Here is a 25982-nt window from a genome sequence, read left to right as displayed (position 1 = left end):
TAAGGGAATTTTATATCACAAATATAAAAAATTATTAAATTTAAATTAAAGTTTTTAAAATTAATTTAATAAATTGATCTTTATTGTCTTAATATTGCATTTTTCTCAATTTTTTATTGGTGGTTCCTACGACTAGTGCAATTAAAACAGTCATTGTTCCGCCGAACACTACAGAGCGTACAACTCCTAGCAATTTAGCCATCACCCCACTTTCAAATTGCCCCATTTCATTACTTGACATGATGAATATTGAGTTCACACTAAGCACTCTTCCTCTTATATTATCCGGGGTTTTCAATTGTACAATGGTTCCTCTGATCACAACAGAGATGCCATCCAGCATTCCGCTCATCATTAAAAACAGAAAGGAAAGCCAGTATAATCGTGACAATCCGAAACCGATAATGCAAAGTCCGAACCCTGTAACCACCGCCAGCAGGATTTTACCCTGATTTTTTCGCAGCGGAACTAAGGACAAAATGGTAATGATGCACATAGAACCTATGTCTGAAGCTGCATTCAGCAATCCGAAACCTTCAGCACCAACTTTAAGTATATCGGTAGCGTACACCGGTATCATGGCAACGGCACCACCAAAGAGTACGGCAAACATATCAAGACAAAGAGCACCAAGAATTTCTTTTGTTTTTAATATATAAGAAATTCCTTCTTTCATACTTTCTATAACGTTAATATTCTCTTTTTTGTATTCGGAATGTTGTTTATTTAGCTGGAAAAAAAATAATGATGCCAAAAAGATGAGTGAAATAATTACAACAAGAGTCCATTTTACTCCAAAATAGCCAATGAGAAATCCGCCTGCTGCATGACCGCAAACAGAGGAAATGAGGAATGTTGCCTGATTTAAAGTAACCGCATTCGGAAGGTTGTCTTTTTTTACAATTTTAGGAATCATAGAAGGAACGATAGGTCCTATGAAAGCTCTTGCAATACCGGTGAAAAAAATTACACCATAGATAAAATAAGTAATCTGATGTCCCGTAAAATGCATTTCTACATTAAAAAAAGCGGGAATTAGCAGCAGTCCGATTAAAAAAATATAAGCATAATTACAAATTAGTAATAATCTTTTCTTTTCGTTCATGTCAATCACATGGCCGGCATAGAGTGCGCAGCTTACTGCCGGAATTACCTCTGAGAAACCGATGAGGCCTATTGAAAACGGATCTTTTGTTAATTGATACACCCACCATCCCAATAAAGTGGCGAGCATTCTGAATGCTAGAACTATAAAAAATCTTCCCGTAAGAAGGTTTCTGAACTCGACATTTTTTAATGTCTGTAACGGGGTCAAAGAAATCATTCCACAAAAATAGCCTCAAATATGGATTTAAGGCTATGTATATGGTAAATTTTTAAATGAAAAATTGAATGACTCCTAAAAGATAAAATCTATTTAGTTGTCTGCACGTGATGCACTGATCACTAAGGCTGCAACGCCAGCGGCTCCGATGATTGAAGCTCCTATTACCGTTTTTGCTTTTCTGCTGTCTTTCACGGCAGCAACATTGGCCTTCGGGATTGTTACAACTGTACTGTCTTTTTTGCCGGCAGTCCCAATGATATTATCTCCATCTACATTACGGAATAATATTTTTTGATTTTCTGAACCGTCTCTCATCATTACAGTATACGTTCTTCCTGCCTCCAGATTGGAATAATCATTTTTAGCAGTATCCATACTATATTTTGTGGTTGCACAAGATGAAATTACAAATAACGACGTTAATAAAGATGATTTTAAAAGTACAGATGCTTTCATTATTATTTTTTAGTTTTCCAAATTTATAATTTTTTTCGAATATATGTTTCCGGAATTGAAAAAATGTGCTTAAAGTTTATATATTTTCAATAAATCTGCAATTTTTCTGTCATTGGCAAGTCGGGGAATTTTGTTTTGTCCGCCCAGTTTTCCCTGTGATTTTGCATATTCCTGAAAAGCGTTTTTCTTTAAAACCGTAATATAAAGTTTCTGAAGAATATTTCCTGAAATAAGATCATCATAATAAGTATTGCGTTTTCTAAGCTGATTGTCCAGTTCATCCCGGAACAGCTCAAGATTTTCAGGTTGTTTTTCAAATTCAATAAACCATTCATGATAGGGAAGGCCATGTTCAGGATTCACCTGCGGGGCAAGATGGAATTCGATAATCTGTGCAGGGCAATTCTCTATGGCTGCTTTCATTGCTTCCTCTACTTCAAACGCAATAACGTGTTCGCCAAAGGCAGACGTAAAATGTTTCGTCCTGCCGCTTACTTGTATCCGGTGTGGATTTTTATCGGTAAATCTCACTACATCGCCGATAGAATACGCCCATAATCCTGAATTCGTAGTTAAAATCAAAGCATAGTCTTTGTTAAGCTCAATATCTTTTAATGTTAATCTTCTCGCATTAGGCTTGCCATATTCTTCCAAAGGAACAAATTCGTAGAATATCCCATGGTTGGTTAAAAGCAACAGTCCTTCTTTTGTATAGTCATCCTGAAAGGCAAAAAAACCTTCAGATGCCGGAAATGTCTGTACGATATCTACCTTTCCTCCGAGAAGTTCTTCCATTTTGTCGCGATAAGGCTCATAATTTACGCCTCCTGTCACAATCAGTTGAAGATTTGGGAATATCTGTTTGATTTTTTTACTATGTCTTTCCACTAACTTTTCAAAATACATAATCAGCCATGGCGGAATCCCGGAAATGAGAGTCATATTTTCTTTCTCCGTTTCTTCTACAATTTTGTCAACCTTGGCCTCCCAGTCTTCCATGATATTGGTTTCCCAGCTCGGAAGCCTGTTTTTTTGAAGGTATTTGGGAATATGATGGGCTACAATTCCTGAAAGACGACCGGTTTTAATCCCGAACACTTCTTCAAGTTCAGGACTCCCCTGAAGAAAGATCATTTTGCCGTTTACAAAATCGGCATTGTTTTTTTTAGCAATGTAATGAAAAAGAGCGCTTTGGGCAGCTTTCACCTGAAATGGCATTCCTTCCTTGGAAATAGGAATATACTTTGAGCCTGAAGTTGTTCCTGAAGTTTTTGCAAAATATTCCGGAACATCAGTCCAAAGGATGTTTGCCTGTCCTTTTTTTACCCTTTCAATATAAGGTTTTAGGTCTTCGTAATCCGAAATTTTCACCTTATCCTGGAAATTTTTAACGGATCTGATGTTTTCAAAATCATGTTCTCTTCCGAAAAGCGTTTTTTTAGCAGTATCCACAAGGGAAAATAATAATTTCTCCTGGTTTTGTTCAGCATTTTTTTTAAATTCTTCAGCTTTGCGCACATGTTTTTTTGCCCAAAGCAATGCGATATTTTTCTTAAGAAAGTTTATCATTCTTCAAATTTATAAATAACTGAAGAATCTTTGAAACTTTATGAGCAATATCCAACAAAAAACCGATGAATGAGTGGTCATCGGTTCTCGAAATTTGATTATGAAAATAACAACTATTGTTGAGTATTACTTGTTTTCTTTGTACCTCTTATCCGGGGTACCGTCTTTTTTCATTTTTTTGTTTTCCTTATAACGTTTGTCCGGTGTTCCGTCCTTTTTCATTTTCGCAGCTGCCGGAGCTGCTTCAGCTTTGGCTGGTGTAGCCGTTGCTGCAGATTTGGCCGGCTTTGAAGCCTGTGCTGTTTTTGCTGGCTGGTGATGATTGGCGGCAGTTGCCGGAGCAGTTTGCTGAGCGGTTGCAAGGCCAAGTCCAAGTGCGATTGACATTGCGGATAAGAATTTTTTCATAAGAACTTTTTTTTCTTGTTTCTTGAATCAAAGGTATATAAAATTTTTACTGAAAAAACTCAATTTCAGAACCTTAACTAAAGTTTATCACAGCTTAAAAAAACATTAAACATCCTTTCAGAGAAGTCTTTTAGAATACAAAACCTGCTTTCCTTAATAAAGAAAAGCAGGCTCTGACATAATGTATGAAAAGTTGGTTATCGGGTACAGTTAGCCGTCCACGATTTTCCGTCCTTTAAATATAATATTTTTAGTTCATTATTATCAATTCTGATGTAAGATGTCGCTGTAGATCCTACCATTACCAGAGTATTATCGCCCTGTTGGTTAAATTCTACTCCGTTAAGATCAGGAATTCCGTTTGAGAAAGCGAAGTTGTATTTGGTTCCGCTTGCAATTTTTGTTACGAATACACTCCCGTCATTCGAGCTGATGTTGTTGTCTCCATCTGTATAGCCTACGCTACCTCTGTAAGTTCCTGCAAAAAAATCATTGTTGGCAGGATCGTCGTCGTCGCTGCATGATGTAATTGTCGTGACTACAAAAAATAATAACACGAACATTCCTAAAATTCTGATTGTTTTTTTCATAATAATATTCTTTAATTTTGGTAGTCTTGAATTTCCAAACAATGTGCCATTTGGAAAATGATTGTTCATTTTAACTTTTTGTTTGAGATTTTAATAAAAAATTAAGATTTTTATCTTTAAACACTTTGTTTACGAAGAATTGGCGTGATTCTGGAATGGAAATTAAGTTGTATCTTTGTAAAGATCAAACGGTTTCGGAAAACTCCCGAAATCGCTTTTGTCGTTTATACCATTTTTTATGCAATTAAAAACCATTAACGAAAAATTCCTTCCGGATCTCCTTCAGAAGGAATTTGGGAAAGAAATTTTCATTCATCTGGAAAACCATCAACATATATCCGTAAAAGGCAGTGCAGGATCAGCCGTTTCTATAGTTGTGGCCGAACTTTTTCTCACCCGTAAAAAGACTGTTCTTTATATCGTTGATGATAAAGAAGACGCACTGTATGTCAATACGGAGATGGAAGACCTTCTGGGAAAAGATAAAGTGCTGTATTTTCCAGCAACTCATCTTGAGCCTTATCAGGTGGAGAAAACCCAAAATGCAAATCTTGTTTTAAGAACAGAAGCTATTAATAAAATGACATCGGGGAAATCTCCGAAAGTAATTGTGGCCTACGCTGGTGCGCTTTCGGAAAAGGTGCTTAAAAAGGAGGATTTTAAAGCCATTTCCCATCATATAAAAGTGGGCGATCAGCTTGATTTTGATTTTGTGGATGAACTTCTGAACCATTATAATTTCCAACAGACCGATTTTGTTTCTGAACCGGGAGAGTTTTCTGTAAGAGGAGGGATTGTAGATGTTTTCTCTTTCTCCAATGAAAAGCCTTACCGTATTACTTTTTTCGGGAATGAAATTGAAGGCATCAAAACGTTCGATATCGAAACACAGCTTTCTGTAGATAAGGTTGAGGATTTCCAGTTGGTTTCCAATATGAATTTTACGGTAACCGGAAGCCGGGTTTCTCTTCTTCAGCTTTTGCCAAAGGAAAGTATGGTGGTTTCCAAAAACGGGATTATCGGAATGCAGAAGCTTAAAACGTTCTATGAGAAAGCGCTGGAAAAATATGATACTTTAAGTAAGGATATTGCCCACAGAGCGCCTCAGGAACTTTTTATCTCCGATCAGGAATTTTTATTCGATTACAAAAAATTTACCACGGTAGATTTCGGAAGCGTTTCTATTGAAGGTCTTATTGATCTGGAGGAGATCAAAATAGATCAGATTCCACAGCCGTCGTTTCATAAAAATTTTGAACTGCTGATAGAAGATCTTGAAGAAAAACAGAGTAACGGTTTTGATACCTGGATTTCATTTACGGGAGAAAAGCAGAAAGAAAGGCTTGAATCTATATTTGAAGAACTGGAGCATGAGCTTCCTTTTAAAAGTTTTAAATCTGAACTTCATGAAGGATTTGTAGATCATAACCATAAATTGCTTGTATATACAGATCATCAGATCTTCGACCGATATCAGCGCTATAAGGCAAAAAATACATTTGCAAAATCGGAACAGCTTACCTTAAAAGATTTAATGTCTCTGAAAATAGGAGATTATATTGCCCATATCGACCACGGAATCGGAAAGTTTATGGGGCTGGTAAAGGTAAATAATGACGGTAAAATTCAGGAATGTTTTAAACTTACCTATAAAAACGGGGATCTCTTGTATGTAAGCATTCATTCACTTCATAAAATTTCAAAATACAATGGTCCTGAAGGACGTGAAGTAGTTTTGAGTAAGCTCGGATCACCAACCTGGAAATCTTTAAAACAGAAAACAAAAGCGAAAGTAAAACAAATTGCTTTTGATCTTATAAAACTCTATGCTCAAAGAAAGACAGCCAAAGGTTTTGCCTACACTCCGGATTCTTATCTGCAGAACGAGCTGGAAGCGAGCTTTATTTATGAAGATACTCCGGATCAGGAGAAAGCAACCATTGATGTGAAAAAAGATATGGAGGCAGATACAGTAATGGACAGGCTGGTTTGCGGGGATGTAGGTTTCGGGAAAACGGAAGTGGCTATCAGGGCAGCATTCAAAGCGGCAACCGACGGAAAGCAGGTTGCCGTATTGGTTCCTACCACAATTCTGGCTTTTCAGCATTACAGGAGTTTTAAAGAAAGACTTAAAGATTTTCCGGTAAATGTATCATATATCAACCGTTTCAGAACGGCCAAGCAAAAATCTGAAACTCTGGAAGCACTTAAAAACGGTAAGGTTGATATTGTTATCGGAACGCATCAGCTGGCGGGCAGTTCCGTGAAGTTTAAAGATCTGGGATTGCTGATTATCGATGAAGAACATAAATTCGGAGTTTCCGTAAAAGATAAATTAAAAACGCTTAAAAGCAATGTTGATACGCTTACGCTTACGGCTACACCTATTCCGAGAACATTACAGTTCTCATTAATGGCTGCAAGAGACCTTTCGGTAATCAAGACTCCACCGCCGAACAGACAACCTGTGGAAACACAATTGGTAGGCTTTAATGAAGAAATAATCCGGGATGCTGTTTCCTATGAGCTCCAGCGTGACGGCCAGGTATATTTTATCAACAACAGAGTTGAAAACCTGAAAGAAATTGCGGGATTAATACAGCGTCTGGTACCGGATGCAAAGGTTATTACGGGACATGGGCAGATGGAAGGGAAGCAGCTGGAGAAAAATGTCCTTGATTTTATGGAAGGAAAATATGATGTGCTGGTTTCTACGACGATTGTTGAAAGTGGAGTGGATGTTCCTAATGCCAATACTATTTTCATTAATGATGCACAACGTTTCGGAATGGCAGATTTGCATCAGATGAGAGGGAGGGTAGGACGAAGCAACAGAAAAGCATTCTGTTATCTCATTACACCGCCTTATGATATGATGACCTCTGATGCCAGGAAAAGGCTGGAGGCCATCGAACAGTTTTCTGATTTGGGAAGTGGTTTCCAGATTGCTATGAAAGATCTTGAAATCCGTGGTGCAGGAGATCTATTGGGAGCTGAACAAAGTGGATTTATTAATGAAATGGGATTTGAGACCTATCAGAAATTAATGCAGGAAGCACTGGAGGAGCTGAAAGATGACCAGGAATTTGAAAATTTATTTGAAAATGAGGAGGAAAGAAATAAGCTCTTTAAAACAACAAAAGATATTAATATTGATACGGATCTTGAGTTGATGCTGCCGGATTCGTATATCTCCAATACGGAAGAAAGATTATTACTCTACCAGAAGCTTGCTGATATTGATAACGAAAAAAACCTCGAGAAATTTGAATCTGAATTGAAAGACCGTTTTGGAAATCTGCCCGAGGAAGCAAAGAATTTGCTTAAAAGTGTCAGTTTAAAATGGCTGGCATCGGAAATCGGATTTGAGAAAATTGTTATGAAGAACGGTGTATTTCTGGGGTATTTCCCGGGTAACCCACAGGATAAATTTTATCAGACAGACAAATTCAGACATATCATCAGTTATCTTACCCAAAACCCGGCAGAAGCACAGCTTAAAGAAAAAACCGGTAAAGAAGGCAACCAGCTGATGATGCGGAAGGATAAAGTAAGGAATGTTGATGAGGTAAATTCTCTTTTAAAATCAATGCTTAAGGCCGGTTAATTCTTTAAAATATCATATTTTAGACAGTTTGTTTTTTTATTTTTTTTAAAGTATATCAACTCGGTGTGAATTTTTTTTATATTTGTATCCATGAAAAAAAATAAACACAAATGTATAGCCGGGTTGTTTTTTTATGTGACGCTAAACGCACAGGTTGGAATAAAAACACAAAATCCAAATGCTGTGCTGGATGTTAATGGAACAGCTTCCTTAAGGAAAGAACTCAGAGTTGGAGGCACTGCCAGTCAAGTGGGTAGCGCCGGGCTTAATGGCCAGGTTTTGGTTTCTCAGGGCGAGGGTCTGCCTCCAGTCTGGAAGTCTTTGAACGTGTCTTTTGTGGAAGAAGGACAGTATAAGTTAATTAATTCATATTTGTCTACAGATCAGGTTGGTATAACAAGTCTTTCTGCCAATGTTGCTGCTGATGGAATATATCAAAGCAATATAGGAGATGATATTACAGATATTACTAAAGGAAAATGGGTAAAAATTACAGGTCTGGAAAACAACTTTGTCATTAAAAACAGTAAAAATAAGCTGAATTACCAATTTCAGACAGGCGTTGAAATGAAAGCGCCGGCTGCAACAACTTCGCAAAATATTACTTTTACATGTGCTGTTTTCAGAAACGGAAAGCTTGTAGCAGTAAGACCCGATAAAATTTCTTCCAATAATAATAGCACCAAGCAAGGGCTTCAGGATTATATTTTCACACTTAATTACACGGAACAGAATATTCCTGCAGGTAATCAGAAAATAGAAATAGCCTGTCGTAAGATAGATTCTTCCAGTCTGACTACTGAATTCACAATAGGTAGGAATATTTCTAATAGCAATACAATTTCCAATGCATTTACTTTAGAATCTGTATTTAAATTAGATATCATTGAATTTGTAACTTACTAAATATAATTATGAAAAAACTATTAATAATCTTGTTATCAGTAACCCAAATTTATCTTTGTGCTCAGGTGGGGATCAATACAAGATCTCCCAAATCTGTTCTTGATGTAAACGGAGATGTGAATCTAAGAGGAAAATTATCTGTATTGAATACCACCAATAACCAGATCACTACCGGGATCAATGATCAGGTACTTGTTTCTCAGGGTGAAGGGTATCCTCCCATCTGGAAAACTTTACGTATTCCTGACTATGAACAGAATAAGTTTTATCTCATTTTCAGCAGTTCATTTTCAGACAGGACAGGCTTAAAATTCACCTCTTCGGAAGAATCTTCCAATGCTGCAACAATATCGACTACCTTTGTAAAAAATGTAAACATCAGTACATTAAACTTGTTTAGAAAAATTTCATCATTATCTCAGCCGTTTACTTTATATAGTGCTACAAGTAAGATGTATTTTCAGTTTGAAACTGTGGTGCAGGCAGATTTTCCCTCCAATGGCAATCCGGATATCTCCATAGATTATGCATGCGGAATTTTTGTTGATGATAAACTGGTCAATTTAAGACAAAGAAATATTAAGGCAAGCTCCGGGACCAATACATTTATCACTCACAATCAGATAGGTATCGCAGAAAATCTTTCAAAAGGTAATCATACGGTAAGCGTAGCCTGTGCTAGATTAAAATCATATAATTCTACAGCAACACTTGGTATAGGAATTAATGTAGCTTCCAATATTGACAGCTTTATTGCCCAGTCATCCCTTAAAGTGGATGCTTATGAAGTTCCTGAAGTATTTAACCCAGTAACAAACTAAATCATGAAGAAAATATTTATCATCATAATTTCACTATCTTCGGTTGGCTCATATGCCCAGGTGGGTATAAATACGGCTACTCCGGTGGGTACCCTGGATATTAACGGAGATCTTAACATACGAAATGAGCTGAGAACAGGAGGAACAAATACTGTAAAGGGAAACGCAGGCACAGCGGGGATGATTTTTCATAATAGTTCCGATCTTACTGTAAACGACTGGAAAAATATAAAAATTGCTGACGGACAAGGCAGCATGTCTATTTTCTTCATCAATACTTTAATAGATCAGTCTGGGGCAACGTTTAACGGATCCAACGGCGCTACCACTCCATATACGGAAGACTCTGTAATTGATAATACCTGGACCGTACTATCCGGAACGCAGGATACTTTTTCAATCAGTAAACCTACTAACAAAGTCGTATTTTCATTTCAGACAACTGCACAAAAAACAGGAAATGGCAATTCTTCATCAGGATTTGCATGTGGTGTTTTTCTGGATGATAAACTAAAGGCTGTAAGAACAGATGTCGTACTGGGTACGGATGGGACTTACAAAATTTTCAACCTGAATGCAACACTTACTGATATTGTTCCTAAAAACAATTATTCTGTAAAAGTAGCGTGTACTAAAAGGAATATAAATTCAGGAACGTTGGGAATAGGTTTTCCTGTTAATACTTCTTTTCTTAATGCTGCAATGGCACAATCTGTCTTTACAACTTCAGTATTGCAGCCTTATTAGATGGTATGAAATGTAATTAAATCTAAAAAAAAACAGTTTTTTTAGATTTTTGCTTTAATATTTATCTCGAAATTTAGTTTTCCGATCAAAGAAATTCAATTATATTTGAGAGCTTAAAAATTAATAACGTATGATAAAGAAATACTTCATTTCATCTCTTGCTCTTTTGGCATTAAGTTTTTCTGTTTCCTGTGATAACACTACAGAAGATCCTCCTAACCAAAATAATAGTAATTCGGGCGGAACAACCATTACAGGGCCAAGGATTTTGAGTAAAATCACAAACGGAAATATTGACCAGGAAGAGTATATTACGAATGCAGGAGTTCTTTCTCAGGCGCTGATCAGAGATGCGGGGAGCAACAATACCATTACCGCTACGGTTACTTATTCCGGCGACAAGATTTCAAAAATCAAATATCTGGATAATGTAAATCCTCATGTTATTAATCATCTCTATACGCTCTCATACACCGGAGGGAAATTGTCTGAAATAACAATGGACCAAACGTTAGTTTCTTCCGCAAACCACAGTGATTTCACCGTGTATTATGATGCAAACGGACAGTTATACAGAATTGTAGAGAAGAAAAAAATGGGAGGCAGTGCTACTTATACCCATTACGTGGAAAATAAGTTTACCTTCGCTGCAGGTAACGTGGCAAAGCTTGATTATACAACCATGCTCATGAATGGTGGAAATCCGGATCCTTCAACCTCAACTACCATGTCATATGCATATGATAATTATGATAACAAAATAAATCCTTATACCACTCTACCGAAAGAATATTTTATGGTTACGGGTACTTTATTCCCAATTAATTTTAATGCATTGTCATCTAATAATACGGGAAAGATCACTTTAATAAGCTCGGGTGCGCCGCAGACCAGCGTGCCGAAATCTTATCTGTATGATGCTCAAAATTATCCGGTTTCAGATCCCGGACAGATTGTTAAATATGTGTATAAGCCTTTATAACTACATTTTATCTTTATTAGTTTTGTTTGAAAAGGAATAAAAACATGATTTTTATTCAAAAAAAAACTATATTTGTGGAAAAATAAATAATCCCACCTTGGAATGAAAAGACTTTTTTATTTTGTTTTGCTTTTAGTAGGTATTTCTGCAGTTCATTCTTGTAAAGATTTATCGGATGAAGACGGAAATCCGTTGCTGGATATTAATAATAATACCGGACTTATCGGTGCACGTGCACTTTACAGAGAAATCACTGATGCTGATACACTGGCAACCTATCATTATAACGGCCTTCAGGTGTCCAGAGTGGATACAAGAAAGGCTTCAGTAACAGATGTACAGTATAGTGGGGATAAGATAAGCAGGGTAACCTTCAAAGGTTTTCTGGATGCTGATAATAACGGTACACCTGATGCAGACAGTACTTCATACGAACAACAGTTCACTTATGGCAATACGGGAAGATTAGAAATTATTTCCGAGACACGTTCCGTATACAACAGAACAGCCCCGGTTCCGCCATCAACAACTCCTGGACCTTGGACGATTCTTAGAAAATCAAAAACACTTTATAATCTTACATACAATTCTACAACATCAAAACTTGCCAAGATTGTTATGCAGACCGGAAACGAAACAATAGGTGTTCCTTTTGCGTACAGCAATTTTTCAGAAACAACCTATGAATATTCGGGGGATAATGTAACAAAAGTAATAAGAGGTTACGGACCTATCGCAGGAGGTGTATTCGGTGCAGTAAACACAAAATATGGCTATGAGTACTCCAATTATGATGCCCAGATCAATCCGTTTACGCTATTGCCACTTGCTTATAAAATTTCCAGATTGTTATCTACTGAGCAAAATGACATGGAAAGCTGGATTCTGTCTCCAAACAGTCCTAAAAGAAAATCCGTTTCTGATCTGATGCAGCCGGTACCGGTACCAGTAGTTGTATCTACAGATTACAATTATGACGCCCAAACGTATATGAGAAAAGGATACGGCGTAAACTACATTTACAAACCGCTATAAAAATAATCTTTAAATATTACTAAACTCAATCTATTACAGATTGAGTTTTTTGTTTTTAATACCTTAATTTTGCAAAAAATTTCTCAATGAAATATTTGATTGTAGGCCTCGGAAATAAAGGCTCAGAGTACGAAAATACTCGCCACAATATAGGTTTTAAAGTGGCGGATAAAATTGCTGAAACATTGGAAGCTCCTTTTAACAGCACCAACTTCGGATGGATGGCAGACGGGAAGTACAAAGGGAGAAGAGTATTGGTTTTAAAACCGGATACGTATATGAACCTTTCGGGAAATGCTGTAAAATACTGGATGCAAAAAGAAAATATTCCTTTGGAAAATATATTGATCGTAACGGATGATCTTGCACTTCCTTTCGGAACATTGAGAATGAAAGGAAAAGGATCTGATGCAGGGCATAACGGACTTAAAAATATCAATGAAGTTCTTCAGACACAAAATTACGCAAGGCTTCGTTTTGGGATTTCGGCAGACTTTTCCGAAGGGCGGCAGGTAGATTATGTCCTTGGAACCTGGACTGAAGAGGAAAACGCAGCACTTCCGGAAAGAATTGAAAAGTTCTCGAAAGCAAGTTTGTCATTTGTATTTGCCGGAATCAATAACACCATGTCTGCTTTCAACGGGAAATGATATACACAAAAGGATTTTTAAACAATTAACGCTTATATACCGTAATGTCCATCACAATTTTTTTCTCAAGAAAATTCTTTTCATTGGGCGTAAACCGGTAATTGTGTTCCTGCTCAAAAAATTCCAACGGAGTTGTTGCTCTGTCATCAGCCTTCCATTTGATGGTCATTGTAACATTGTTTACAGAATTGATATCTTTATCAGAAAATGAGAAAGAAGTGCTCGGGAGAGGATTCGTTGTGTCTTCTCTAAACTCGGATTTATTTTTTTTAGGCTGCATCTGAGTCATATCCTTTAGCAGGAGAGAAAAAGGTTTCCCGATGTATTTTTCTTTATTGATTTCAAATTTTTTAACATAAGACAGCGTATCCGATACCGCCTTTTTCCCGGAAGTTTCCTGAGATTTAATGAAACCATTAAAGAGGCAGAGAAATACACAAAGAAGCAGTTTTATTGATGCAGGCATGATTGATTTCAGGATTTTACTGTTCAAAAGTAAGAATTTCCGGAGTAATCTGACTGATCTGTGTATGTTTTATTATTAAAGATATTTACTTCTGGTAATCCACAATAAAAAGGCCATCGAATTTGATGGCCTTCTGATGTACTTTTAAAATTTAATTTCCGATCTATCTAACTATAACATATTGATTGATTGTCTTTCCGCTAAGCGACTGAAAGATAGAGATGCTTACAACCAGCTTACGGCTCCGGTTTCCACATCATAATTAGCGCCTACAATTTTAATCTTGCCTTCTTCCTCAAGTTTTCTGAGTGTTGAACTCTGCTTGCGGATATCTTCAATAGCGCTTTTTACGTTCTGATGATTTAATCTTTCTAAAAGATCGCTGTTTTTTGAAGAACGCTCTTCGCCGTCTTCTATTACCTGTTTAATGATCGGGTCGAAGTGATTGATAAGATGGTTTAGGTTATCCATTCCAAGACCTTCAATTTGTGCTGCATCAAGTCCGCCTTTCAATGCTCCGCATTTGGTGTGTCCCAATACGACCACCAGTTTGGAACCCGCTACGTTACATCCGAACTCCATAGAACCCAAAATATCCTGATTTACAAAATTTCCGGCAATTCTGATGCTGAAAATATCCCCAAGACCCTGATCAAAAATAAGTTCGGCGGAAGTACGGCTGTCTATGCAGCTTAACACTACGGCAAATGGCCACTGTCCTTCACGGGTAGCATTTACCTGTTCCAGAAGGTCTCTGTTGGCTTTAAGGTTATTTACAAATCTCTGGTTTCCTTCCTTTAAAAACTCTAATGCTTTTTCAGGGGTGATGGTAGACTGAGTTTCGTGAGTGTGTGCTTTCATATAATCTGTTTATATTTTAAAGTTAAAAAAAATATTAAATTGAGCTTACATAGCTCTTTTATGAGTGACTACAATATGAGAATTTTCGTCTCTTTCGTAGTCTCTGTATGAAGTTTTGAATCCTAAAAGTTCTACATTAATGTCTTCTTCTTTGGCTCTGATATTAGCAAAATCCTGAATCATCTCCAAGACATCGGTGGCAATATAAGAGGTTCCTCTTGCGTCAATGGTAACGGTAGAATTCGGCTTTATATTTTTCAATGTTTTTTTAATGGCTGCTTTATTCAAAAATGAAACTTCCTCGGCAAGTTTAATCTTTATTTCATCTGCATCATCAAGCTTCTCTCTGCTCAGGTAATAAGCTCGTTTCATATTTCCCTGCAGAATATAGAAAACGGAGATCGCAAGACCTATTCCTACTCCTTTCAGCAAATCCGTTGCCACAACGGCAATTACAGTTGCCACGAAAGGAATAAACTGGAATTTTCCCAATTGCCAGAAATGTTTGAAAGTGGCCGGTTTAGCAAGCTTGTATCCAACCATAATCAATACCGCTGCCAATGTTGATAAAGGAATAAGATTTAAAATAACAGGAATTGATAAAACACAAATTAACAGGAGGATCCCGTGGATAATGGTTGACATTTTCGAAGTTGCTCCTGCATTGGCATTCGCAGAGCTTCGGACTACTACCGAGGTCATTGGAAGTCCGCCGATAAATGAACTTACCAGATTTCCTATTCCCTGAGCCTTTAATTCCAGATTGGTATCTGTAATTCTTCGCTGTACATCCAGTCTGTCGGAGGCTTCAATACAAAGCAGCGTTTCGATAGAAGCTACGATAGCAATTGTTGCTCCGGCAATCCAGACTTTCGGATTCATAAAGCCATTGAAATCAGGAGTGGTAATAAGGTTTTTAAAATCATCCAACGACTGTGGTACCGGAAGAGACACCAGATGCTGGGTTTGTATTGCCAGTGAGCTGCCTGTCATTTTAAAAATTTCATTCAGGACTATACCTGCAACTACTGCTACAAGCGCTCCAGGTAGCATTTTTATTCTTTTTAAAAAATGAACTTTATCCCAGGTGATTAATATAGATATAGAAACAAGCGTTACAATAATGGCTCCCGGATGAATGGCTCCGAATAACTCTGAAAAATATCCGAAGTTCAGTCCGTTATCAAAAATAGACTGATGACCTTCGTAATCTTTATCAAATCCTAAAGCATGCGGTATCTGCTTTAAAATAATAATGATCCCGATGGCTGCAAGCATTCCTTCAATAACGTTATTGGGAAAATAATTTGAAATACTTCCTGCTCGTATAAACCCTAAAACTAATTGAATAATTCCGGCAATGATTCCGGCACAAAGAAAAATATTAAATGCACCAAGGTCTGTGATCGCGGTAAGTACAATGGCTGTTAATCCGGCTGCCGGACCCGATACAGAAATATTGGAATTACTGATTGATCCTATGACCAGGCCTCCCACGATACCCGCAATGACTCCGGATAAAGGGGGTGCTCCTGAAGCAAGAGCAATCCCTAAACAAAGGGGAAGCGCTACTAAAAATACTACGAGTCCTGAAGGGAAATTCTCCTTTATTCCTCCTATTAATGATGTTTTTTTCATGATAAACTGCTGTGAATAGAACTGATTATTATTCTTTAATAATCAATTACAAAAAATTGGAAATTTAATTTTATAAATAGTACATCCTGTTCAATATCAAATGATATGAATAGTGATAAAAAAGACTGACTAAAATTAAGCTTCCGGAGGCGGAGAAAATATAGATAATAAAGGCGACAGATGAAAGGAATCATCTACCGGTACAAAAGATTTTTCTTCCAGAGAAGGCTCGAAAAACTTCAGATAATCAAATACATCCAGAGTTTTGGGAAGGGTCTTTTCGTAAACAATAAAAGATGAAGGATGAGAATGTGGTTCTTCTTCATTAATTACAACATTGGTTCTCGTGAGATCCCAGCCCAATACCGAAGCTATACCCGGTAAAGCCGTGAAGTTCAGAAAAAACAGTAATGTAATAATACTCCAAAGTTTCATTTCACATTTTTTTTAAGAAAAACTATTTGGTTTTTCTGCTCATAACCCAGTCGGAACTCGTAAGGTTGTAAATTTTCTGGATGTCTTTGAGGATTTTCTCAAAATCAATTTCCAGATCAATAATCTTACCTGTCCTAAGGTCAAACACCCAGCCGTGGACAACAGGATACTCCTCAAGAATATATCTTTCCTGTACACAGGCCATTTTGATAACGTTGATGCACTGCTCCTGAACATTTAGTTCAACCAGCCTGTCATAACGTCGGCTCTCATCTTCAATAGAATCCAGCTCGCTTTGATGAAGTCTGTAAACATCACGGATATTTCTGAGCCATGGATTCAGTAATCCGAGATCTTCAGGTGTCATGGCTGCTTTTACTCCACCGCAGTTATAATGGCCGCAGACAATAATGTGTTTTACTTTCAGATGTTCTACAGCATATTGAATAACAGCTGTTGAACTCATATCCAACGTATTAACAATATTGGCAATATTTCTGTGGACAAAAACTTCGCCGGGTTTAGCTCCCATCAGCTCTTCAGCGGTTGCCCTGCTGTCTGAACATCCTATGTACAGATAATCTGGATTCTGGGTCTTTGCAAGATCATGAAAGAATTCCGGATTGTCTGACAGTTTAGACGCTACCCATTTTTTGTTGTTTTCAAAAATAACTTCGTACGATTGTGACATAATTTTATTGGTATAATTATTTATTTCGTGTAAATTATTTTTAAAATCAATAGACTAAATCAATAATGCTACAAAAATAGAATTTTTAGTGAAAAATCAACGATTTTTAACAAAGTTTAATATTAAAATATGCTTAAAATCATGTGACATTACCACGATTCATACAAATAATTTAGATTAAATAAAATTACAAAGTAAAAATCAGAAAATTAGTACTAAAGTTGAAAAATGTTTAAGCTTAAATCATTTTAAAAAATTCAATCATAAATTAATTTTTGTTACTCCGGAAGTTTACTGTAATTGATGCTTTCCATTTCCAGATTTAAATATTTATTTTCTTGGTTTTTATAAGTGGAAGGTGCTTCCAATCCCATATATTTCATAATTAACGGATAAATATAGGTGGTTTGCGTCTGCAAAGCTTCCCGGCCTGTAATTTTGTAAACCGAAGGTACTTTATCACCGAACCAGATAAAAAAAGGAACCTGGGTAGATTCTTTAGAGTCTATGTGCAACAGCTTATTGCCCTGTACTTTCAGCCCATGATCGGCAACATAAATGACAACTGAATTTGTATTTTTTAGCATGTTGAAAATACTTCCGAGAACGTAATCCGTATATTTTACAGAGCTGTCATAGCAGTTCAATCCTTCGGAATTCCAAGTTGAAGGTAATCTGTTGCACGGATTAGGGTGGCTTCCCATGATATGCAGAACCACAAATTTATCTTCTGAACCGTGAATAACTTTCTTAAGTTCCGGAATAATAACCTCATCATATCCGTTGATCCATTTTTTATTTTTAGAGAGTGAAGCAATTGCCGTTATTCCTCTGGAGCTGGCCTGTGTACTAAGCCAGAAAGAATTGTATCCGCTTTGATTGGCAAGATTAATAACATTATATGAAAGCTTGTCATAGCGTTGTTTAAATTCATCCGGATGAATACTGGAGAGCATCAGCGGAACACTAAGGTTGGTTATTCCCGCGGGGGAAACGGCATGGTCAAAAATCATCATATCTTTGGCCTGCCGTTCTGCATTTGGAGTCGTTTTTTTTCCGTATCCATATAAAGACATATTCTGTTTTCTTTCGGATTCTCCTATGATGAGAATTACATTTTTTACTCCCTGCTGTATTTTCTTGCTGTTAAATACAGGAGTATTTTTTTTAATGGCATCAATATCCTGCTGTAATTTCATTGCCACATTAAAATCAGATAGATGATAATACACGTTCTTAATCATTTTTCCGCCTCCCTTATTGCTTATATATCGGTGTTTAAGATAAAAAGCAAATGGCATTATGATCCATAACGAAGCAATAAAAATAAATTTACCGTTGAATCTGACGGTATTGTTTTTAAGATAAATAACAGAATACAATAACAATCCGAAAAAAATGATAAAAAGGATACCTGGAAGAATAAACATGTAAGACATACTGAAAGCCTCGTGCATATTCGTTTCCAGGATACTTATGGCCATTCCCACATTGAAGCCTGAATGATAAACAAAAAAACAGGATACGGAAATAAGAAAGTTAACACTTAGCAATAAGCATAATATGACTGATAATACAGCACTATATTTATTTTTGAATAAAAGAGCGTTAAAGATAAGAAAAGATAAGAACATGATTCCATATTCCAGAATATTCCGGATGCTTTCAAACCTTTCCTTATCGAAAAGTTTTTGAAAAATAAACTGAAAAGAAAGTAAAAGACCTGTAAGGTAAAGTAAAATGATAAGTGCGGGAATTATTTTTTTTAGCATGATATTGTGTTTTCTTTTGTTTGGTAAGTTTTCAAATACTATACTTTCCGGTTGATATACTCTTCTGTAGCATTTTCTGCCGGAATGATTTTAGCGGGGTTTCCAAGAACAACGGAGTTGGAAGGAACATCAAAATTGACATAAGAATTGGGAACAATCAATACATTATTTCCAATCGTCACTGCTCCTACAATAACCGCATTAGTACCGATCCACACTTCATTGCCGATAACGGGAGAGCCTTCATTCTTACCGCGGTTCTGCTGCCCGATGGTAACACCTTGGGCAATATTGCAGTTTTTTCCGATAATCGTATCCGGATTGATGACCAGGCTTCCCCAATGGCAAAGATAGAAACCTTCCCCAATTTGTGTTTCAGGATAAATCTGAAAACCATACTTAATCTGGTAATGCCGTAAAACCATTCTCCAAAATATATTTAAAAATCTTATTTTCTGATATTTCTGAGCCATCCTCAAAATATAAATAAAGTGAAGATTGGGATTGATGCATTTTTTCCAGATTTCAATTCTGGATAGCCACTTTCCGCTTTCCCGGTAAAAATCTTTCTGAATGATGGAGTGATCTGCCATGATATGTGCTTTTTAGACTTCGTCAATAATTTTTTGAAGATGTTCCACCGATTTTTCCAAAACAAACGGAAGCTCAGTCTTTGCAATTCTGTTTTTATATTCTTCAGCAATGTTTGTATCGGTAAGAAATTTTTTCATTCCCTCATAAATTCCTTCTTCGGAGTTTGGAGTGATGGTTCCCAGCCTGCCGTCCTGAAGAAGATCCCGTATCCCTGAAATATCGGTTGCTGAAACAGGTTTGTTGAGGATAAGCGCTTCTGCAATAATGGTAGGGAACCCTTCATGCCTCGATGACATAATATAAAAATCTGCTTTTTTCAGATAAGGATAAGGGTTACTGCTGAAACCATACATTTTTGCCGTTTCCTGAAGGCCAAGCTCGTTTAGCTGATCCTTAATATTATTAAAATCATAACCGTCACCAATGATTAGCAGCTGGTGTTTCAATCCTTCATCAATAAGTTTTTTATGAACATTCAGCAGCCGGTCATAGCCTTTCTGCGGATATACCGTACCTACGGTGACAAATGTTGGAAGATTTTCAGTAAAAGGGTAATCATTGATTTCAGCGTCTGCTTTTTTCAGCGTATCATTTCTGTCGATCGGATTGAATATTTTGATAACAGAAGCTTTTTCTGTTTCATTTTCTGCCAGGTCGCACATTCCGTCACGGAGTTTATTGGAAATTACGAGGATTTTGTCAAACCTGAAAAATTCACGGATTACCTTTGATGTATAGCCTTTTACGTTGAAAATATCATTCTGTACCCAGATAATTTTCTTTGAATTTTTCTGCGGACTTGAAAGTATTTCCCTGTACATCGCATGGATGGCTGCAATTTCTACATCATATTTTTTATTTTTCAAAATAAACCGGTAGAGCAGAACAGGAAACCAAAGAAACATTTTCTCATAAAGTACCCTGAATGCTTTTACGGGAATATCTTTCGGTCTGTTGGTAGTAATCATCTCTCCTTTTATGAGGTAGTGCAGCGTTATCCATGAAGGAATTTCCTGTATGTACAGTCCGGAGTATAGATTCAGGAGAAGATCAATTTCGTATTTATCCGGGGGAAGGTTTTTCAGGAAATTAACCAATACTTTTTCTGCGCCGCCATGACGCAGCGAGCCTATTCGAATGAGGATTTTTTTCTTTTTCAATTTGTTTTTTTTCTTTTGTGTTTACAAGAACTAAGTTATTTAATTTTTCTCGCTTTCTTGTACTTATGAGGAAGATTTTCTTTGATGTAAGCATCAAGTTTTTTTCTGTCCTTTTCCAGTTCCCTGGGATATTCCGGATTGTTTTTTAAAACGATGTCTCCGTAATCTTCTATTGTACAGAGAAACTGTGCAGGATTTCCGATAAATACCGTGTTATCAGGCATCGATTGCGACAAGACGGAATTGGCTCCCAGAATACAGTTGTTTCCAATTTGCACATCCTGCATAATCACACAGTTCAGGCCGATGGTGCAGTTGTTTCCTATTTTTATCCTTCCCAGGATTCTGGCGTCTTCATAGCCGGGAAGTTTTCTCAGTAAGGTAGTGGTTCCGCCATGATTCACAAACCTGACGCCGGCAGCAATATTTACATGGTCTCCAATTTCAATAAGGTAGGGTTCGGTTCCGAAAAAAACTTTATCGGGCATATTGAAATTCCGGCCCACCTTCATCCCTTTATATCTGGCAACCGCAAGACTGGCTCTATTGAGGAGGGAATGGCAGAGGGCATGCGTTTTTATTAAAACTCTAAATAAAAAAATCATCACAAGTGTACATTTGTTTTGTTACTTTTGCAAAGAAAGAAAATTTATTAACATGATAAAAATTTCTAAAATAGAATATTATCTTCCTCAGTCTGTGTTGACTAATGATGATCTTGAAAAACTGTTTCCGGAATGGAGTTCGGAAAGAATCCACGAAAAAGTAGGAATTTCGCAACGCCACATCTCTTCTGATAATGAAACGGTTTTGGATATGGCCGTAAAGTCTTCTGAAAAAATTTTTGAGAATTACGACCGCAGCAAGGTAGATTTTATTTTATTCTGTACCCAAAGCCCTGATTATTTTCTTCCAACAACCGCGTGCCTTCTTCAGGACCGCCTGAAACTGAGAAAAAATATTGGCGCTATTGATTTTAATCTCGGCTGCTCAGGTTTTGTTTACGGACTGGCTTTTGCCAAAGGCCTGATCTCAGCAGGAATTGCCAAAAGTATTCTCCTGGTAACCTCAGAAACCTACAGTAAACATATTCATCCGGAAGATAAGGGAAATCGGAGCATATTCGGGGACGCCTCCGCATCGGTTATTTTAGAAAAGGCAGAAAATTCCCGTGATTACCAGTTTTGCCTGGGCACGGACGGAAGCGGTGCTGAAAATCTTATTGTAAAAAAAGGAGCGTTTAAAAAAGATTTTGAACTCAACCCCGAACATGAATTTAATCCTGAAAATATATACATGAATGGTCCTGAAATTTTTAATTTTACGATTGAAAATATTCCGGGGCTGGTAAAAGAGACCTTGATGGTAAACGGAATGGATATGGATGATATTGACCATTTTGTTTTTCATCAGGCAAATTCTTTTATGCTGAATTATTTACGGAAAAAAACGAAAATTCCGGCGGATAAATTCTACATTGATATGGAAAAAACAGGAAACACCGTATCTGCTACTATTCCGATTGCCCTGAAAAATATGATGGATAAAGGAATTTTAAAAGAAGGAGATAAAATCCTTATGGCTGGTTTTGGTGTAGGATATTCCTGGGGAGCCACCGTCATGGAAATGTAAAACAAATTTTAAATTATACCCAATGAAAACATCTGTTTTTTTAGAAAAACTACAGGAGGAACTCGAAGAAGATGAAACCTTAACTACAGAGACCAACCTTAAATCTTTAGAAAGCTACGATTCAATAAGCCTGCTTTCCATTATTGCTTTTGTGGATGAAAATTTCAATAAGAAAATTGATACCAAACATTTTAAAGATATAGAAACGGTTTCGGATCTTATGAATGTTATCGGGAAAGAAAATTTTGAAGATTAATGGATCCCTTTTCATTAAAAAACAAAGTAATTCTTATTACAGGAGCTTCTTCCGGCATAGGAAGAAGCTGCTCTGTGGAATGCAGCAAAAGAGGAGCGGATCTTATTCTTGTGGGAAGAAACCATAACGAACTGATGATAACGGTATCCCTGCTTGCTCCCGAAACTAAAGCCGAGATTATTGCTGCAGATATTACACAAACTGGAAATCTGGAAGCGATGATAGCAGATAAGGTTGCAGACTTAGGCAAAATATCAGGATTTATACATTGCGCGGGGATTGAAAAGACATTGCCGCTAAAAAAGCACAGTGCGACACTATATCGCGATATATTTGAGATCAATGTTATAGCCGGCTTTGAAATTGCTAAAATTTTATCCCTAAAAAAGTATAAAGATGAAACTTCCAGCTTTGTATTTATTTCTTCGGTTGCCGGAATAGTGGGAGAGCCGGGAAAAGCAGCCTATTCGGCAAGTAAAGGAGCGGTAATTTCCGGTGTACGTTCTTTGGCGGTGGAGCTTTGCAGAAGCAATATACGTGTCAACAGTATAAGCCCTGCGATGGTAAATACCCCGATTTTGGAAAAGATGTTTCAAGAGATCGGCGAAGAAGCCTCGTCGGAAATTATCAGGAAACATCCTTTGGGAATAGGGAATCCTGAAGACGTGGCAAACGCCTGTATTTTCCTGCTTTCTGATGCTTCAAAGTGGGTCACCGGAACAAATATGGTGGTTGACGGAGGATATTCTGTTCAGTAATCAGCTTTTACAGACTGTAGTGATCATTTCTTCAATCATGTTAAATATTCTTTGATTATCAAACTGGCTTTCAATATCTGTAAGATTTGCTCTGATCTCAGCAACAAGTTCAGGATTAGTAAGGAACGTTTTTATTGCAGAATACATTTCATCCGTTTCATAACTGATGAGGTATCCTGTTTTCCGATCTTTGATCATGAGTCCCACATCGCCAACATTGGTAGCAATAATAGGTTTCCTGAGGATTAATGCTTCCGCGATTACAAGAGGCCAGGCTTCAGATTCTGAGGGAAGAATAAAGTAATCTGCTTTCCTGATGTAAGGATAAGGATTCATCTGATTTCCTTTTAAAATAAAGGTTTTTTCAACATTGTATTTTGCTGCCTGTGAAGCCAGGTTCTTCATTTCATCGCCATCACCTATGATAATGATACTGTGTTGAAATCCTTCATCAATAAGTTTTTTATGGGCTTCAATAAGTTTATGGTATCCTTTTCTTGAATGCAGCCTGCCGATCGAAACAAAAACGGGGCCTTCCGGAAATACATCAGGTTCTTCTTTTGCCTTATGTTTAATTTCCTCAACAGGGATAGGATTGATAATTACACTTTCGGCCGGATACTTGAGATTGGGATAGTAATGATGCATCATATCCTTAATTTTATGAGAACAATAGACCATATGATCAAACTTGGGGAAACTTTTTAATATTTCCGGTACCAAAGGCTGAAATTTAGGAACATTGATTTCGGAATGAAACCATCCTATTTTCTTTGAATTTTTGTTGGTTGAATTAAGTATTGCATCATAATCTCGATAATCCATGCCGATTTCCACGTCAAAAATATCATTGATAATTCTGTCTGCAATGACGGGATTGTTTTTCAGCTTTTTCAGTTTTAATCTTCTTCCTGCAAGCTGGATTTTTTTCAGCAGGGAATTGCGGGAGAAATCTTCTTTTCCCGGGGTAAGATGTATTTTTCTTACGTGCCCGGGAATTTCATCACGCAGTTTACCCTGGTTGAGTGTAAGACATACAGTCATTTCAAATTTATCAGGATTAAGATTGTTAAGTAAGCTCAGCAATACTTTTTCTACCCCTCCCATTTCCATGGAACGGTGCCTGAACAATATTTTAATTTTTTTTTCTGACATTATCCGAAGATTGATTGTAAGGTAAGCTGTATTTTTTTTCTGATTCTGAAAGGCATTTGATGCTGATATTGAAGCAGATCAAATATTTCGTCGGCACTGTTGTAAAATTCAGGGATTTTTTTTCCGTTGATGGTTGTAAGTCCTCTTCTTTTCATCGTATTGAAAATGACCCTTGCAAAATATTCGTGAGATTTCTTTTTGTTCTCATTTTGTGAAATTCCTCCCTCATGGGTTCTGTAAAGATAATTGGTTTCATCAATGAACCGTACTTTTCCTTTTTCATACATTTTCAGGTACAGATCCTGATCTTCACCTATTTTTAATTCCGGATTCATTTTCTCTGTTTTGTTATAAGTTGTTTTCCTGAATGCTACAAAATGTGCAATCTGAATGGGAAAGTTAAAAAAATAGGGGTTGCCGTTCGGTACCTGCATGGCAGATCTGAAGGGTGCAATTGGGTTAAGATGTTGATCACAGGTCATAAACCTGGAATAAGTAAGTACGGTATCTTGTTTCTGAAACAATTCTATCGATCTTTGGATAGCAGTGGGAGTAATGGCATCATCGGGATCTACAAATCCGCAGATTTCTCCTTCAGCCAGATCAATAAGCTTACTTTTAGTGACGCCTACGCCGGAATTTTTATCATTTTCAAAAAACTTAAATCTGGAATCTCCTGAAATGATTTCCCGTATTTTATTTTTCTCGTTTTCTGAAGAAGCATCATCCAGAATAACCGCCTCCCAATCTGTGTATGTCTGCTGAATTATACTTTCGTAACAATCCCTGAAGAAATGAGAATTGTTATAATGTGCAATAAGAATAGAAAACTTCATGACTGTTCTTTTAACATTAAATCCTGATGATTGATTACAGTTGTATTGGACGGAATATCCTTGTAAATAACACATCCTGCTCCAATAATACTGTTGTCACCAATGGTGACTCCTTTCAATACCGTAACATTACTGCCGAGCCAGCAATTGCTGCCAATTCTGATCGGCGCTTTGGTAAACTCTGAATGAAACAGTTTAAATTCCGGTTGAGCCTGATAGAGGTGGTTATGATCATACAGCTTTACATTCTCTCCGAACAACGTATGATCGCCTATGGAAATATGTTCCAGGCAATTGATGGAACAGAAGTTATTCATGAAAAAATGATCCCCGATTTCTAATGTGGAATTCTTTTCTACAAGGATATGTACATAATTTCTAAAGTTTGCATCGCTTCCTATGGTAACTTTATTTAAATTTTCATGGAGTATGAAATGGTCATTGATTCCCAGCCTTATTTCTTTGAAAGAAACATTAGGATGTCTTTTGAGGAGAGAAATCTGATTCCTTCTCTGGATTTTTGCTAAAATTTCATTAAGCATAATAATTTTTTCTCATTTGTATCATACAAATATAATTTGTTTTACATAATTATAAGAATAAATCTTATTTTTGTGCCTTAAAATTAAC

The 25982-nt window shown here is 36.8% G+C and carries 27 protein-coding genes; 10 read left to right on the top strand and 17 right to left on the bottom strand.

Annotated elements, in window-relative coordinates:
* Positions 1–88: 88 nt before the first annotated feature.
* The 5 genes from ODE14_RS13000 to ODE14_RS12980 form a co-directional block, all read right to left on the bottom strand.
* Positions 89–1324 (bottom strand): MFS transporter, encoded by a 1236-nt coding sequence (locus tag ODE14_RS13000; protein ID WP_263601738.1) that lies wholly within the window; start codon positions 1322–1324, stop codon positions 89–91.
* A 93-nt stretch (positions 1325–1417) separates the two neighbouring features.
* Positions 1418–1783 carry a hypothetical protein gene (locus tag ODE14_RS12995; protein WP_248389843.1) on the bottom strand — a complete coding sequence of 122 codons (366 nt, stop codon included), beginning with the start codon at positions 1781–1783 and terminating at the stop codon, positions 1418–1420.
* A gap of 69 nt (positions 1784–1852) precedes the next feature.
* A complete protein-coding gene (locus ODE14_RS12990; protein WP_263601737.1) occupies positions 1853–3352 on the bottom strand; it encodes a GH3 auxin-responsive promoter family protein in 1500 nt (499 codons plus the stop codon).
* Positions 3353–3478: 126 nt separating this feature from the next.
* Entirely contained in the window at positions 3479–3760 is a 282-nt protein-coding gene (locus ODE14_RS12985; RefSeq protein ID WP_263601736.1) for a hypothetical protein, read from the bottom strand.
* Positions 3761–3957: 197 nt separating this feature from the next.
* Complete coding sequence (locus ODE14_RS12980; RefSeq protein WP_263601735.1) at positions 3958–4350, bottom strand: hypothetical protein; 393 nt, start codon at positions 4348–4350, stop codon at positions 3958–3960.
* 238 nt (positions 4351–4588) lie between these two features.
* Here ODE14_RS12980 and mfd point away from each other — a divergent pair, with 238 nt between their 5' ends.
* The 7 genes from mfd (at position 4589) to pth (ending at position 13098) form a co-directional block, all read left to right on the top strand.
* On the top strand, positions 4589–7957 hold the full coding sequence (gene mfd, locus ODE14_RS12975; RefSeq protein WP_263601734.1) for a transcription-repair coupling factor: 3369 nt from the start codon (positions 4589–4591) through the stop codon (positions 7955–7957).
* Positions 7958–8047: 90 nt separating this feature from the next.
* The gene (locus tag ODE14_RS12970; protein ID WP_248389855.1) at positions 8048–8863 is read left to right on the top strand and encodes a hypothetical protein; all 816 of its coding nucleotides are present in this window, start codon (positions 8048–8050) and stop codon (positions 8861–8863) included.
* A gap of 8 nt (positions 8864–8871) precedes the next feature.
* Positions 8872–9684, top strand: coding sequence for a hypothetical protein (locus ODE14_RS12965; RefSeq protein WP_263601733.1), 813 nt, complete (start codon positions 8872–8874; stop codon positions 9682–9684).
* 3 nt (positions 9685–9687) lie between these two features.
* Positions 9688–10431, top strand: a complete 744-nt coding sequence (locus ODE14_RS12960; RefSeq protein WP_263601732.1) for a hypothetical protein — start codon at positions 9688–9690, stop codon at positions 10429–10431.
* Positions 10432–10561: 130 nt separating this feature from the next.
* Entirely contained in the window at positions 10562–11413 is an 852-nt protein-coding gene (locus ODE14_RS12955) for a hypothetical protein (RefSeq protein ID WP_263601731.1), read from the top strand.
* Positions 11414–11515: 102 nt separating this feature from the next.
* Positions 11516–12448, top strand: coding sequence for a hypothetical protein (locus ODE14_RS12950; protein ID WP_248389868.1), 933 nt, complete (start codon positions 11516–11518; stop codon positions 12446–12448).
* Between the two features lie 86 nt (positions 12449–12534).
* Positions 12535–13098 (top strand): aminoacyl-tRNA hydrolase, encoded by a 564-nt coding sequence (pth, locus tag ODE14_RS12945; protein ID WP_263601730.1) that lies wholly within the window; start codon positions 12535–12537, stop codon positions 13096–13098.
* A 25-nt stretch (positions 13099–13123) separates the two neighbouring features.
* Here the strand turns inward: pth and ODE14_RS12940 are convergent, their stop codons facing one another.
* From ODE14_RS12940 to ODE14_RS12900, 9 genes are all read right to left on the bottom strand, one after another.
* On the bottom strand, positions 13124–13591 hold the full coding sequence (locus ODE14_RS12940; protein ID WP_263601729.1) for a hypothetical protein: 468 nt from the start codon (positions 13589–13591) through the stop codon (positions 13124–13126).
* Between the two features lie 198 nt (positions 13592–13789).
* Positions 13790–14425: a carbonic anhydrase family protein gene (locus ODE14_RS12935; RefSeq protein WP_072883844.1), complete on the bottom strand. Its 636-nt coding sequence runs from the start codon at positions 14423–14425 to the stop codon at positions 13790–13792.
* A 45-nt stretch (positions 14426–14470) separates the two neighbouring features.
* Complete coding sequence (locus ODE14_RS12930) at positions 14471–16063, bottom strand: SulP family inorganic anion transporter (protein ID WP_263601728.1); 1593 nt, start codon at positions 16061–16063, stop codon at positions 14471–14473.
* A gap of 135 nt (positions 16064–16198) precedes the next feature.
* Positions 16199–16498: a hypothetical protein gene (locus tag ODE14_RS12925; protein ID WP_072883846.1), complete on the bottom strand. Its 300-nt coding sequence runs from the start codon at positions 16496–16498 to the stop codon at positions 16199–16201.
* A 22-nt stretch (positions 16499–16520) separates the two neighbouring features.
* The gene (locus ODE14_RS12920; protein ID WP_248389881.1) at positions 16521–17189 is read right to left on the bottom strand and encodes a carbonic anhydrase; all 669 of its coding nucleotides are present in this window, start codon (positions 17187–17189) and stop codon (positions 16521–16523) included.
* A gap of 278 nt (positions 17190–17467) precedes the next feature.
* The gene (locus ODE14_RS12915; protein ID WP_263601727.1) at positions 17468–18961 is read right to left on the bottom strand and encodes a phosphoethanolamine transferase; all 1494 of its coding nucleotides are present in this window, start codon (positions 18959–18961) and stop codon (positions 17468–17470) included.
* Positions 18962–18999: 38 nt separating this feature from the next.
* Positions 19000–19554: a serine O-acetyltransferase gene (locus tag ODE14_RS12910; RefSeq protein ID WP_263601726.1), complete on the bottom strand. Its 555-nt coding sequence runs from the start codon at positions 19552–19554 to the stop codon at positions 19000–19002.
* Between the two features lie 12 nt (positions 19555–19566).
* Positions 19567–20715, bottom strand: a complete 1149-nt coding sequence (locus ODE14_RS12905) for a glycosyltransferase (protein WP_263601725.1) — start codon at positions 20713–20715, stop codon at positions 19567–19569.
* A 35-nt stretch (positions 20716–20750) separates the two neighbouring features.
* Positions 20751–21320: an acyltransferase gene (locus ODE14_RS12900; RefSeq protein WP_248389891.1), complete on the bottom strand. Its 570-nt coding sequence runs from the start codon at positions 21318–21320 to the stop codon at positions 20751–20753.
* 52 nt (positions 21321–21372) lie between these two features.
* Between ODE14_RS12900 and ODE14_RS12895 the strand changes: the two genes are divergently transcribed.
* The 3 genes from ODE14_RS12895 to ODE14_RS12885 are packed head-to-tail and all read left to right on the top strand — an operon-like array spanning position 21373 to position 23361.
* Positions 21373–22347 (top strand): 3-oxoacyl-ACP synthase III family protein, encoded by a 975-nt coding sequence (locus ODE14_RS12895; protein ID WP_263601724.1) that lies wholly within the window; start codon positions 21373–21375, stop codon positions 22345–22347.
* Between the two features lie 22 nt (positions 22348–22369).
* Complete coding sequence (locus ODE14_RS12890) at positions 22370–22603, top strand: phosphopantetheine-binding protein (RefSeq protein ID WP_263601723.1); 234 nt, start codon at positions 22370–22372, stop codon at positions 22601–22603.
* Positions 22603–23361, top strand: coding sequence for an SDR family NAD(P)-dependent oxidoreductase (locus tag ODE14_RS12885; RefSeq protein WP_263601722.1), 759 nt, complete (start codon positions 22603–22605; stop codon positions 23359–23361). The genes ODE14_RS12890 and ODE14_RS12885 overlap by 1 nt, the downstream gene beginning before the upstream one ends.
* Here the strand turns inward: ODE14_RS12885 and ODE14_RS12880 are convergent, their stop codons facing one another.
* From ODE14_RS12880 to ODE14_RS12870, 3 genes are read right to left on the bottom strand one after another with little or no spacing between them, the layout of a single operon-like run.
* A complete protein-coding gene (locus tag ODE14_RS12880; RefSeq protein ID WP_263601721.1) occupies positions 23362–24516 on the bottom strand; it encodes a glycosyltransferase in 1155 nt (384 codons plus the stop codon). It lies immediately after the preceding gene.
* Positions 24516–25352, bottom strand: coding sequence for a glycosyltransferase family 2 protein (locus ODE14_RS12875; protein ID WP_263601720.1), 837 nt, complete (start codon positions 25350–25352; stop codon positions 24516–24518). The genes ODE14_RS12880 and ODE14_RS12875 overlap by 1 nt, the downstream gene beginning before the upstream one ends.
* The gene (locus ODE14_RS12870; RefSeq protein WP_263601719.1) at positions 25349–25894 is read right to left on the bottom strand and encodes an acyltransferase; all 546 of its coding nucleotides are present in this window, start codon (positions 25892–25894) and stop codon (positions 25349–25351) included. The genes ODE14_RS12875 and ODE14_RS12870 overlap by 4 nt, the downstream gene beginning before the upstream one ends.
* Between the last annotated feature and the right edge of the window lie 88 nt (positions 25895–25982).

The organism is Chryseobacterium sp. PET-29, from assembly GCF_025736815.1.
Classification (GTDB): domain Bacteria; phylum Bacteroidota; class Bacteroidia; order Flavobacteriales; family Weeksellaceae; genus Chryseobacterium; species Chryseobacterium nepalense.
The sequence above is the reverse complement of the archived record's forward strand: the minus strand, read 5'-3'. Positions and strand labels throughout refer to the sequence as shown.